The following is a 13,057-nucleotide window of genomic DNA, read 5'->3' as shown; positions in this document are numbered from 1 at the left end:
TGTTGTTAACCTGCGTATGAATCAGCGCAACATAAAACCATGCTGAAATTGGTCTTGTGGATCGACGATAAATTGATGTTTGCCGGTAATATAGGAGCGCCCGGCAACCTCTGGAATAACAGCTTGTTTGCCATGAAAATGGGTCGTCTCAGTGGCACTAACAATCATTCTGCCATCGACAATACTTTCAATCATTAGCGGTGTATTAAGGCCAACTTCACCCTTGGCATGCAGCAAGGCTATACGACCTGCTACGCCGGTTCCGGTTGGCGAACGATCTACCTCGCCGTCGGCAAATACACATACATGCCGAGAATGTGCTTCCACATTAGTAACTTTTGTTGAAGTGAAGATTGTGCCATATAAAAAACTCAAGTCCGGCTCTAATGGATGCGTTAAAGGGTGGCTTGCCATCACGGCATTTTTAATCCGTCTGCCCACATCGATTAATTGCGCTACATTGTCTGGCCTGCAATCAATGCCATACTTATCAGCATCTACATAAGCATAATATGCACCACCGAACCCAATATCATAATCAAACGAACCAAGGCCTGGCACGGTAACATTGCAGTCCAATGCTTCAGCCCAGGAGTCAACATTCTTAAAGCTTGCTATCAGCGATCCTTGGCTGTCACGATACGCTTGGGCTGTAATAAGCCCAGCCGGTGCATCAATTTTTATCACCCTAGGCTCAGTACCAACTTCGATAGTACCGGTATCTGCTGCGACTTTTACCAACGCCAGAATACCGTGACCACACATACTGCTATAGCCTTCGTTATGCAAAAACAGTACGCCAAAGTCAGCACCTTTAGTCACAGGCGGCGTAAGTATAGCGCCGTACATATCCGCATGTCCCCTAGGCTCATGCATCAGTAATTTTCGGTACTGATCTAAATGCTGCGTCACATATTGTCTTTTTTGGAGAATCGTCTCACCTTCAAGTGCTGGATAGCCTGAGGTGATAATTCGAAGCGGTTCGCCTTCAGTATGTGCATCAAGCGTGGTGAATTGTTGACAGTTATTAAGCCAGCTTTGACTAATATCCAATAGACGCATGTGCTTTTCCCTCTTATTATTTGTATGCAATATATCGTATCTCGATGCCCCAAAAAACCAATAATCTAACAAAGGGGTTTTCTTCGTCGAGAAATTGTATACAATATACTATAACTTTTGGAACAATCCAAAAATTGGTATAACTTTATTTTCGCATCAAACTTATAGTGAAAAAGCAACAAGAGGTCTCAACATGAAAGTAAACTGGCAAGGTGTATTCCCAGCAATCTCAACGCAGTTCAACGATGACGGTTCTATTAACTACGAATCAAATGCTCGGATGCTAGAAGACCTAATTAGAGATGGTATTGATGGAATCATCGCCCTTGGCACTATTGGTGAAAATGCTTCGCTAACACCTCAAGAAAAGCGTGACTTCATCAAGCACACAGTCGACACCGTTAATGGCCGCATTTTGGTACTTTCAGGTTGTACTGAAAACACCGCTGAAGCCGCTTCTGCATATGCACAAGATGTTGAAGAGCTAGGTATTGATGGCTTAATGCTGCTTCCTGCCATGGTTTACCGTGGTACAGACCGCGAAGTAGTCGCTCACTACCAAACCGTTGCACGTGCGACTAAATTACCTATCATGATTTACAACAACCCAGTGGGTTATGGTGTTGATATCAACCTTGATATGACAGCAATTTTAGCGGAAGAGCCTAACATTGTGGCGATCAAGGAATCGACTACTGATACTCGCCGTTTAACTGAACTGCAAAGTCGTTTCGGGGACCGTTTCAACATCCTATGTGGTGTTGATGATATCGCCCTAGAAAGTATCTTCCTTGGTGCAACGGGTTGGATTTCAGGTTTAACCAACGTATTCCCTCGCGAATCAGTCACTCTTTTCAAGCTAGCTCGTGCGGGTCGAATTGAAGAAGCGCGTGAAATATATCGTTGGTTCATGCCACTGCTGCGTCTAGATACCATTCCAACATTAGTTCAGTGCATCAAATTTGCGGAACAAATTGTAGGTCGAGGCAGCGAAAACGTGCGTATGCCGCGCATGACGCTTATTGGCGAAGAGCGTGCTTATGTAGAACAGGTCATAAAACAAGCAATGGCCACTCGCATTGACCTTGATAAATATAACTTGGACTAAACCAAGTTATTAGGCCAGGGAGGCGGCTTAACATCGCCTCTCTTTGCCCACCAAAACAAACATACGGAGTATGGCTCGAATGTTAAAAGGTACTTTCTTTTGCGTCGATGCTCATACTTGCGGAAATCCAGTGAGATTAGTGACCAGTGGTCACCCTAACCTTACTGGACGCAATATGAGCGAAAAGCGCCAGCATTTCCTGAACGAATACGACTGGATACGCAAAGCGCTAATGTTTGAACCCCGCGGACACGACATGATGTCTGGGGCTTTTTTGTACCCTCCCTGCAGTGATAACGCAGACGCTTCCATTTTATTTATTGAAACCAGCGGCTGCCTGCCCATGTGCGGACATGGCACTATAGGAACTATCACCGCCGCCATCGAATCAGGGTTATTAACCGCGAAGCTGCCGGGTAAACTAATCATTGATGTACCCGCCGGCCAGATAAATATCGAATACCAACAAACGGCTGGAAAAGTCGATTGGGTTAAGATCTTTAACGTTCCCGCTTACCTGGCTCATAGAGACGTGATCCTTGATATTCCCGAGCTGGGTCCGCTCAAAATCGATGTGTCTTACGGGGGGAACTATTATGCCATTGTCGACCCACAGCAAAATTTCCCAGGCCTTAGACAATGGAGTGCCGCTGACATCCTACGCTGGAGCCCAATAGTGCGCGAAGTGGCTGACAAAGCACTGACCTGCGTACATCCACTTGATGCCACGGTTAAAGGCGTATCTCACGTGTTATGGACAGGCGATACGCTCACCGAAGGTTCTCAAGGTGCTAACGCAGTATTTTACGGAGACAAAGCCATTGACCGCTCTCCATGCGGCACCGGTACCAGCGCTCGATTGGCTCAGCTTTATGCCAAAGGTCAATTAAAAGTCGGCGATCAGTACACCCATGAAAGCATTATCGGCAGCCAATTTATTGGTCGCATAGAGTCCGCGACTCAAGTGGGTGAATTTGAAGCTATTAATCCAAGTATTCAAGGCTGGGCAAGAATAACTGGTCAAAACGCGATTACCGTTGACGATGACGATCCTTATGCTTTTGGATTTCAAGTCGTATAGTCAGCCTAACAACTTTCAGGAATGAACATGACAGAATTGACACAAATAACAATCACAGGTCAACACTATATCAATGGCCAATGGACTGGCGAAGCCAACGATTTCGCCAGCTTTGATCCTCAAGCTAACCAACCTTTAGCCTGGACTTTTGCCAATGCGAGCAAAGCAGACGTGAATGCTGCGGCCCAAGCTGCTGCCAGTGCATTTATCGAATACCGTAGCAAAACAGCGCAGCAACGAGCTGAATTTCTAGAAGCCATTGCCAGCGAAATAGAATCTGAAGTGAGCGCAATCACCTTAGCGGCTAATGCTGAATCAGGTCTGCCTATGGCTCGCTTACAGGGCGAAACGGGTCGCACTTGCGGTCAATTAAGATTGTTTGCCAACAATCTACGTAACCCCCTTCACCATGGCGTGATTGATCAAGCCAATCCTGACCGTGCACCTTTGCCTAAACCTGACACGCGTTTAAGTGTCATTCCTTTAGGCCCAGTTGCAGTATTTGGTGCATCAAACTTTCCATTAGCCTTCTCAACTGCCGGTGGCGATACCGCATCTGCACTGGCAGCTGGCTGCCCAGTGATAGTAAAAGGTCATCCGGCCCACGCCGCCACCAGCGAACTGGTTACTCGCGCTATCGCCAAAGCAATAAGTCGCTGCGATATGCCAGCAGGCGTATTTGGTTTAGTTCAAGGCCGAACGGCAGAAGTATCGACACAACTAGTCAACCATAAATCAATTCAAGCGGTTGGCTTTACAGGCTCTTTAAAGGTCGGCCGAATTCTAGCCGATGCCTGCGCAGCACGAGCCCAGCCAATTCCATTTTATGGGGAGCTCGGCTCAACCAATCCGCAGTTTTTACTAAATGGCATCCTATCTGAACAAGCAGAAAAATTAGCACAGAATCAAGTGGCTTCAATGATGATGGGACATGGTCAGTTCTGTACAAGCCCAGGGGTAATCATTGCCGTTAAAGGTGATGCACTCACACGCTATCTTGCTGCTATGGCCGAATCACTGGCTGAACAAGCGGCGAACGCGATGCTAACTCCTGGTATCGCTGCGGCTTATCAAGCTCAAGTGCAGGAGCTACTCGATAAAAACACCGTCAGCTTAATCGCTCAAGGACGCTCAAGTGAAGCGGCGCATCAAACTCGCCCCTGCGCTGTAAAAGTGACAGCCGAGGCCTATTTAACAGATACGGTATTGCAGCAAGAAGTGTTTGGCCCCTGCGCCATTGTGGTCGAGTGTAGCAACCTTGATGAAATGCTGGCTATTGCCGCGTCGTTGGAAGGCCAGTTGACTGCAACAATTCATGGGCTTGAAAATGAGCTGCCCTCACAAACAAGTTTGATTGATGCCGTCACTTATCGTGTTGGACGGATCATTTTTAATCAAATGCCTACTGGTGTTGAGGTTTGTCACTCAATGATGCATGGCGGCCCTTACCCGGCGAGCACCGACGTACGCAGTACCTCAGTCGGCAGCGAAGCGATAGCGCGCTACCAGCGACCAATATGTTACCAGAACATGCCGCAATCAATCTTACCTGATGCACTTAAAGATAATCACCCACAGGTGAATAAGTTTTAAATCATCATTTTTCATAAAGGGAAACCACGGTTTCCCTTTATTTATAGTGTTATAAGCGGTAATCTTAGGCGGATAACTTAAAATAACGACAAAAATGATACGGGAACTATGAGCCGAAATACCCCCATCGTCCATAAGACACGCACACAAGTTGTGGTCGAAGTGCTGAGGGAAAAGATCCTTTCAGGCGACATCGCTGCAGGTGAACCTCTTCGTCAAAGCGCTTTAGCCGAAGAGTTAAATGTCAGTCGAATCCCAGTTCGAGAAGCGTTATTGCAGCTCGAAGCAGAAGGTTTGGTTAAATTCGAAGCTCACAAAGGTGCGACAGCCACCGAGCTATCAGTCGACCAAGTCACCGAGTTGTTTGAATTAAGAGCACTTATTGAAACTGACTTATTGGCAAAAGCAATTCCTAATCTGCAAGATGAAGATCTATTGCAAGCCGAGAAGTATTTAACAGAATTAGAAACGGCGTTTAAACAAGAAGATGCAGTTAGCACTTGGAGTGAGCTCAACACCTTATTCCACACTTGTTTGTACAAGCCTGCAAATCGACCTCATACCCTAGAAGTCGTCCATGGTCTAAATACTAACTGTGACCGCTATATTCGCCTACAATTGTTATTGGCTGGCGGCATACCACGTGCGGCACAAGATCATCGCGACATGCTGAGCTATTGTAAAAATCAACAAATCGATGAAGCGGTTGAGTTATTGCGCGCGCATATATTGCACGCTGCAGACGCCATCCGCGACCTAGTAGCACAACAAGTCGACTAGGTCACATTTGACTAGCTTGCATTTTGCTAGGCTTAATTATTAGTTTGACTAGGCAGAGCTGAGGTTCTGCCTTTTATTTCTTGAGAGAATACCACATGCAGTACGCCACGATTACCGGCTGGGGAAAATGTGTTCCGCCCGCCACACTGACTAACCATGATTTAGCCACTTTCATTGACACTTCTGATGAGTGGATCAAGCCGCGCACTGGTATTAGTCAGCGCCACATTAGCCATGTAGATACCTCTGAGATGGCATCGGTAGCGGCTAAGCGTGCACTGGCGGCAGCGGGGATTGATGGCAGTGAAATCGATCTAATTATTTTAGCCTCTGCTAGCCCTGATACGCTGATCCCCAATATTGCATCAACCGTACAAGCCAATATTGGCGCCAGCTGTGGTGCATTTGATATCAATGCTGCCTGCAGCGGCTTTTTATATGGATTGGGTTTAGGTTCATCACAAATAAAAAGTGGCCAAAGCCAAAAAGTATTGGTGATTGGCGCCGAAAGACTGTCTTTTTATCTTGACTGGTCTCGACGTGAAACCGCAGTGCTATTTGGTGATGGCGCAGGTGCCGTGGTGCTTGAAGCAACGGATAAAGTTGAAGGTGTTTTAGGTTACGAGCTAAATAATGATCCCGCTGGCCGCGATATCCTTAAAGCTGGCTTCGGTACCGCAATGGATCGTTTTAGCGCTGCATCACTTGATTTCTATATTGAGTTCAATGGCCAAGAGATTTTCAAGCGCGCGATTGCCGGTATGGGCAAACTCAGTACCGCCGTATTAGAGAAATGCGCAGTGAATAAAGATGATGTTGATTGGGTGATTCCTCATCAAGCCAATGAGCGTATTATCGATACCTTGATTAGTCGCATGAAAATTCCGAAAGAAAAAGCTGTGGTTAATATTGCCAACTATGGTAATACCTCAGCTGCGACCATCCCTATCGCGATTTGCGATGCTTTAGAAAAGGGCATGATTAAGCCGAATCAAACCATATTGTCTTGTGCGTTTGGTGCTGGTTTAACTTCGGCAGCAGCACTAATTAAGTGGGGCGATCGCGTAACGCCAATCAGCACTTCTGATGCTGAATTACCGCCATGTGAACAAACCGGAATTGAATTAGTGAGCAAAGCAGTAAAACATTTTTGCTCAGATAAATAGCCATTTGATTTAGTTAAAAACGCCAGCTCTCGCTGGCGTTTTTTATGCTTAATTATACCAATCAGTATAAACATTTAGTCACTCAGCGAGAGTTTAGCGGTTCTGAGGCAAGGTCCTTAAATGCTCCTCGGTAACTGCTCCTGCGTTACCCTACCTCCTATATCCCTATAGTCGTGCATTAATGACATTCACCACATCCATGTGGCTTGCAACGAGTGAAGAGCATAGTTATTCTACGGTTAAGCTCGTTAACACAGCATCAGAATCGCTAAAACTCGCCATTCTGGCGCGTTTTAGGCTGCCTACTTCTGCGTTGAATAATTTCGCAAGGGAACAACCATTGTTTCAATCATTCGCCTTGAATTAGTTTGCCCAGAGCGCGCTGAGTAGATCAAATTCTTATACTGATTGGTATTACAAGCTAAACATCGCCTCATCCCAGTAAATATTGTTGGCAAAGTGTTCGGCAATCAGCTGATTAAACTCATTAAAGCTCGAAATAGCTCGCTCTTCGTTGGTGAGACAAGTCCAGACAAACCTATGACAGTTATTGTCCAATAGATCGTACTCTCGGTACTGGTAGATTGACCGCTGGGCCCGTTCTAACATCATTTCATCGACTAAAGGTTGGTGGCGATGATCGCACGCTAAATAAATTTTACTGCCTGTGCGCCCGGCTAAAAACCGTTGCGTCGACACCGCCCTCACTAAGCCACTACCATGCAGCTCTATAAGCGTATGTTCATCAAGCCAGATTGCGGTGTGCTCTATTACCCCATAAACAAAACAACACACTATGGAGCCGGGTTTTGGCCTCACTTTTATTGCGCTGCTTTGCCACAGGCTTGGATTCAAACTTGCACCTTGGCTACTGCTAGAGTCACGCTTACCTAAGCGTCGTTGAGATTCTATGGTTTTACGCTTTTCACGCTGGTCCGCCAGCACTACCGCACCAATCACTGCTCCACCCAACCAAATTAAAGGTAATGCCATAAAAGCCTTGTAAATTATTCATCTGTAATAGCTATAACATAGGCAATTGTTTACCGAATCAGCAAACCAAAAATGTAACTAAATCTGCACCGCAAAAATTCAAACGATGAATCACCAAGTCGATTGCCGAGACTAGTGGTATGAGACCAAGGTGAAAATAGGTTGATAATCAACTGAGTTTAAACTAGTTTTTAATTAGCACTGTTTTACAAGGATGATAAATGAAAGGTATTATTTTTTCTGAATTTCTCAATCTAGTCGAAGACACTTTTGGCTTAGAGGTGTGTCAAAAAATGCTAGATGAGAATCAAAATGACGGCGTATATACCAGTGTGGGCACTTACGATCATCGCGACCTAGTCAAACTGATCATCACCCTAAGCCAACTCACTGGTGTCGATGCTGAAGAACTGCAGCGCGTATATGGCAAATCTATTTTTATTCGCCTATATCAAAGCATGCCCGGTTTACAAGGCCAGGCTAGCTCAACCTTTCAGTTTGTAAAAAGTGTCGAAGAGTACATTCATATTGAAGTGAAGAAGCTCTACCCTAATGCCAACCCGCCTAAATTTACGTTTATTTCCGAGTCCACTGCCCAACTGGTTATGGATTATCACTCAGCTCGGTGTATGTCCCATGTCTGTTTTGGACTACTGCAAGGCTGTGCCGAGCATTTCAATGAGCAAATGAACATCGATATGCAACCACGCGATGATGCCGGCTCAGAAGTTCGCTTCGTGCTCAATATCGTATAACTAAAGAGCACGCCATGAATGACGAAATAGCTAAACTAGAGCAAATGGTCGCTTTGCTGACACGCAAAGCTGACCGTGAGCGGCAAGCAAAAATAGCCGCAGAAAAGCTACTGGATGAAAAGAGCCGTGAGCTTTATCTAGCTAAGCAACTCGTCGAAGAAAGCCTTAGCAGTATCCAAGAAAAATCCGACCAAGATATTGCCCTGATTAAATTAAAAAGTTATTTGGAATCAATTCTACTGGATTTCAATCAAAACTTTTTGCAAAAGCCGCTTTCAAATTCCTTGCTGCAACTACTGGTTGATGACCTGTCGGCCATCGAGCAAATTGATGCCATTGAACTGGTATTTAGAAACGCGCAACAAGCCCAGAGCTTACTGCGCTTTCATACTGGTAAAGAAGTAAACTGGCAAGCACTACCAGAAACGATTAAATTCGGTTGGAGCGACGATTTTAGCCAGTTAACTGTCAACATCAGTGCCGATAAAGAGTTCTTGGGCCACTTTCGCATTGCACTTTCTGTACCCGAAAATTGGATCCACACCATAGAAAAGCAATTACTCGTATTTGGTGATATGTTGCTTGCGGCCTATCAGCGCCAAGCCCTGCTAGACAGAACCTTAGCAGCCAAACAACGTGCAGAACAATCAGAGCGCTCTACCCGCGATTTCGTGGCAATGATAAACCATGAACTGCGTACACCATTAAGTGGCGTAGTTGGTTCAACTGAACTCATGCTGCAAACCCAGCTCACCGCCGAGCAAAAAGCGCTGCTCAATACCATGATGCAATCTGGGGAGTTACTCAAAGTCATCATCAATGATCTGCTCGACGTCAGTAAAATCAACGCCGGCATGCTACAACTCAATGAAGCGGCATTTGATCCCTTGCAGCTATGCAACATGATTAAAGATACCTTTACCATCCAAACTCAAGAAAAACAGCTGGCATTCGAATTTTCCTATCAGCCCACCATTCCACCAAGGCTTGTTGGTGACCCAGATCGTATTAAGCAGTTATTCGTCAACTTAATTGGTAACGCGATAAAATTTACCGAGCAAGGCAGCATTAACGTCGATGTACAGTGGAGCAATGAGATGTTTTGCTTTACCGTCACGGATACTGGCTGCGGCATACCACAAGAGAGCATAGACAGTATTTTCGAACCCTTTACGCAGGCGAATAATCGTAGCAATCGAAAATTTGAGGGCACAGGCTTAGGCTTAACGATTTGTCGTTTATTAGTCAGCGAAATGAATGGGCATATCAGCATAGACAGTGATATTAATGTCGGTACGACATTCAGCATTGCCTTACCTTTACGCATCGCCAAACAAAGTCAGGTAGCGACATCAACACCAGAGACTCAAATAGATATTAGCCAACTATCGGTGCTAGTGGTTGAAGACAGTCATACGAACCAAATGCTAATAAAGCTGATGTTGGCTAAGCTCAACATCGAGCCGAGTATTGCCGCTAACGGTCAAGAAGCCATTGAATACCTTAACCACAACCAAGTGGATATTGTTTTTATGGATTGCCGTATGCCAATTGTTGATGGGTACGAAGCCACGATGATATTGCGCAATCAAGGCTACGCTGAACCGATTATTGCCCTGACCGCTGGCACAACATCCACCGAGAGAGAGTTATGTTTTGATGCCGGCATGGATGATATTGTCAGTAAACCCTATAAACTTGACGATTTAAGATGCGCGTTAACTCAGTGGGGCAATCAACCCAGTAAAGCGGGTAGCCATTAGCCTATCGTTAATGGTTTAGTACCCAAATACAGGGCTAAAACAGATCCGTCACCGTAAGCTTATCGCCATCCCCCATGGCTGCCATTTGAGCTATTAATAACTCTCCACAGGCAATCGCATCAATTAAGGCATTATGTGCATTGTAAACGGGTAAGTTATAGCGCTCTCGGCAAGCACCTAGTCTCAGCTCCCCCTCTTTAAACACCTCTTGCTGGCGCAACAAACGCCGCTTTTCAACAGCAAGAGTATCCACCGCAAGCAATTTCACTGGCTCGGCTAAGTGGCGGCTAATCCCCTGCTCTAAAAAAGCTAAATCTAACGGCGAGTGGTGAGCGACTAACAAATATCCTTTCGATTGCTGCATAAACCATTGCATCGCCTGCTCAGGAGACAACGCATCTTGCAATTGGTTGTCCAAAATACCGTGAATTACCGCACTTTGACCAACGCTACCATCGATACTCACCAATTTATGTTGCGCCTTTGCCATCTGCAACTGGCCATTTTTTATCGGTACAATGCCAATACTTAAAATCTGATCAAATGCGGGGTCAAGCCCTGTCATTTCAAGATCAATTGCTAGCATTGGAATGTCAGCAAGTTTGTACTGCAATAGCTTAGCAAGCTCGGCATAGTAATCTTTAATCAATGGATGCTGAGTACGCCATGCGCGCCAGAATAGTCCCAGTTTTGACAATATTGCGTTCAATTAAAAACTCCGAGTGAACTTCAACTTCAACCCAGCTTGCGCGTCATGGACCACTTTAAACGCATCCCTAAGCTGATGCCTTACCAATGAAGACAATTGTTGTGGCATAAGATAGTTGGACACGGTCTCGTTGTGAGTATATTGATAGCCTTGGTTAGACAAGCGCATATGGGCGATAAATTCATGGGCATCGGCAAGGTTGAGTGCATCCTTACGATTAATGATATTAAGCTGCATCAGTTCGCGGATCCGTTTAGCGGTATTGACCTCTTTAATACCGGCAAACAACGCATATACCCGCGCGATGTCATTAATTAGGGCATTACCTTTGTGTTTTAAATCAATGCCTTTTACTTCGCTGCCATCTCGTTCTAAAACAAACTTCTTAAAGAACCCTAGCGGCGGCGATACCTGCAACGAGTTACCCGCCATCCCCGCTAAGAAAATATCATTGCCCTTGGTATTTGCCAGTACATGATCTTGTAAACTGTCAAACAAACTGGCCGAGCCAAACACACAGCGCATATCAAAAAAGATACTGGCATGCATCAAGGCTTTAGGCTCAGGTTGCTTTACCCAATGTTCAAACTTTTGTTGCCACTGGGTCAACGTCATACGCCATTTGGGATTTTGCGCCATAATATCCCCAGGACAATAGACGTAGCCGCAGCTGTCTAGGCCTTTACATACTGCTTTGGTCAATGCCTCAAAATAGCCTTGAGCATGCTCATCCATCTCACCGGCGACCAATAGACCATTATCTTGATCAGAACAAGCTGCTTGGTCCTGTCTACCTTGCGATCCAAACGCTAACCAACAAAATGCCAGCGGTGCCTCACCTAAAATCTGTTGATTGAGCACAATCAAACGCCGTGTTAGCGCATCGGTAACTGAAGTTAATACCCGGCCTATCTCCTCGGCACGGGCATCAGCACTGATAAGGTTTTGCAATAGCAGCGGGATCTGCTTACTAACGTTAATTAAACTCTCTAGATTGCTTTGTCGCTCTATCTCACCAATTAACAATAAAGGTTGTGTGCTTTGTCCACGCAAAATATCGGTACTGGTGATCACCCCGACTGGCTCACCATCATCAATAATTGGCAGATGATGAATATTGCACTCGCTCATCAGCAACATGGCTTCGAATACCAACGCTTGTGAATTTAATACGGTGGGTGATGTGGTCATGGCTTGATGAACCGGTAATTGACCGTCGTGACCGAGGGCAATCACTCGATTACGCAGATCTCTATCGGTTAGAATGCCTTTTAATTGCTGGTTATCAATGACCAGAACAGATGACACTCGATTATCGCGCATTAACCTTGCCGCATCAGCCACACACGCGTTGATATCTATAGTCAGTGGCTGCTTTGTCATTAACGTGCTAATGCGGTTTGTCGTTGCCATCTCTTTGGCTTTAAACCGACCTTGATGTCGCATTCGCTGGGCATAGGCACGATTAAAAAATCGATCGAACTCGCGACTTTCATTGCGTAAAAAATTAAAAGTATCGGGATCTAAGTGATAGACCAAGCCATCTTCGAGAATTTGTATCCGATTGCTGATCTTGTCGCCTGACAATAATGATGGAAAACCAAAGTAGTCACCATCACCTAGCCTATCGACGAGTTCACCATCTTGGTTACGCACCTCAAAAGCCCCTGTGCGCACGATGTATAGCTGCGGGTGATCTTCATCAAGCGGCACATAGGCTGATGCTTTACTGTAATAACCTATGGTCAACGCGCGGCAGCAACGCTGTAGCGCGGCGTCGCTCAAACTGTCAAAAGGAGTTAACGCTGAGAGAAAGTCTGAGATTGGTTGCAGTTCGCTCGCATCCATAAGCCCACCTTAGTTAATGATATCTATGGCGTGCAGACCTTTCGCGGTAAAATTGTGCTCCAAAGGTCACACGCCCTAATTCAAAGGTAACAAGATTAACTAGCGAAGCGTATTCGACCAAAGGCCATAAAATGGCAGCAAATAAAAAGGGACGCCATGGGCGTCCCTTCATCGAGCTTAGTTTGTGACTAAGTTTGTA

The 13,057-nt window shown here is 45.6% G+C and carries 11 protein-coding genes; 7 read left to right on the top strand and 4 right to left on the bottom strand.

Features of this window, described 5'->3' with window-relative positions; all coding sequences use genetic code 11:
• Positions 1-21: 21 nt before the first annotated feature.
• A complete protein-coding gene (locus FLM48_RS08375) occupies positions 22-1,062 on the bottom strand; it encodes a proline racemase family protein (RefSeq protein WP_179024335.1) in 1,041 nt (346 codons plus the stop codon).
• Between the two features lie 193 nt (positions 1,063-1,255).
• On the opposite strand from FLM48_RS08375, the gene dapA reads away from it, so the two are divergent.
• The 5 genes from dapA (at position 1,256) to FLM48_RS08350 (ending at position 6,790) form a co-directional block, all read left to right on the top strand.
• On the top strand, positions 1,256-2,170 hold the full coding sequence (dapA, locus tag FLM48_RS08370; RefSeq protein WP_028774344.1) for a 4-hydroxy-tetrahydrodipicolinate synthase: 915 nt from the start codon (positions 1,256-1,258) through the stop codon (positions 2,168-2,170).
• Positions 2,171-2,249: 79 nt separating this feature from the next.
• Complete coding sequence (locus tag FLM48_RS08365) at positions 2,250-3,251, top strand: 4-hydroxyproline epimerase (protein ID WP_179024334.1); 1,002 nt, start codon at positions 2,250-2,252, stop codon at positions 3,249-3,251.
• A gap of 27 nt (positions 3,252-3,278) precedes the next feature.
• Positions 3,279-4,844: an aldehyde dehydrogenase (NADP(+)) gene (locus FLM48_RS08360; protein WP_179024333.1), complete on the top strand. Its 1,566-nt coding sequence runs from the start codon at positions 3,279-3,281 to the stop codon at positions 4,842-4,844.
• A 108-nt stretch (positions 4,845-4,952) separates the two neighbouring features.
• The gene (locus FLM48_RS08355) at positions 4,953-5,624 is read left to right on the top strand and encodes a GntR family transcriptional regulator (RefSeq protein WP_028774341.1); all 672 of its coding nucleotides are present in this window, start codon (positions 4,953-4,955) and stop codon (positions 5,622-5,624) included.
• A gap of 95 nt (positions 5,625-5,719) precedes the next feature.
• Positions 5,720-6,790: a ketoacyl-ACP synthase III gene (locus tag FLM48_RS08350; RefSeq protein ID WP_179024332.1), complete on the top strand. Its 1,071-nt coding sequence runs from the start codon at positions 5,720-5,722 to the stop codon at positions 6,788-6,790.
• A gap of 414 nt (positions 6,791-7,204) precedes the next feature.
• Here the strand turns inward: FLM48_RS08350 and FLM48_RS08345 are convergent, their stop codons facing one another.
• Positions 7,205-7,783 carry a hypothetical protein gene (locus tag FLM48_RS08345; RefSeq protein WP_179024331.1) on the bottom strand — a complete coding sequence of 193 codons (579 nt, stop codon included), beginning with the start codon at positions 7,781-7,783 and terminating at the stop codon, positions 7,205-7,207.
• Positions 7,784-8,004: 221 nt separating this feature from the next.
• On the opposite strand from FLM48_RS08345, the gene FLM48_RS08340 reads away from it, so the two are divergent.
• On the top strand, positions 8,005-8,538 hold the full coding sequence (locus tag FLM48_RS08340) for a heme NO-binding domain-containing protein (RefSeq protein ID WP_179024330.1): 534 nt from the start codon (positions 8,005-8,007) through the stop codon (positions 8,536-8,538).
• Positions 8,539-8,552: 14 nt separating this feature from the next.
• Positions 8,553-10,301 carry an ATP-binding protein gene (locus FLM48_RS08335; protein ID WP_179024329.1) on the top strand — a complete coding sequence of 583 codons (1,749 nt, stop codon included), beginning with the start codon at positions 8,553-8,555 and terminating at the stop codon, positions 10,299-10,301.
• 34 nt (positions 10,302-10,335) lie between these two features.
• Here the strand turns inward: FLM48_RS08335 and FLM48_RS08330 are convergent, their stop codons facing one another.
• Together FLM48_RS08330 and FLM48_RS08325 are read right to left on the bottom strand one after the other, a co-directional pair.
• A complete protein-coding gene (locus FLM48_RS08330) occupies positions 10,336-11,010 on the bottom strand; it encodes an exonuclease domain-containing protein (protein WP_179024328.1) in 675 nt (224 codons plus the stop codon).
• Entirely contained in the window at positions 11,011-12,858 is a 1,848-nt protein-coding gene (locus tag FLM48_RS08325) for a DUF294 nucleotidyltransferase-like domain-containing protein (protein WP_179024327.1), read from the bottom strand. It abuts the gene before it with no gap.
• Positions 12,859-13,057: the final 199 nt, after the last annotated feature.

The organism is Shewanella sp. Scap07 (assembly GCF_013394145.1).
GTDB classification, from domain to species: Bacteria; Pseudomonadota; Gammaproteobacteria; order Enterobacterales; family Shewanellaceae; genus Shewanella; species Shewanella waksmanii.
Note: the sequence above shows the minus strand (reverse complement) of the source record. Positions and strands in the feature narration are given on the sequence as shown.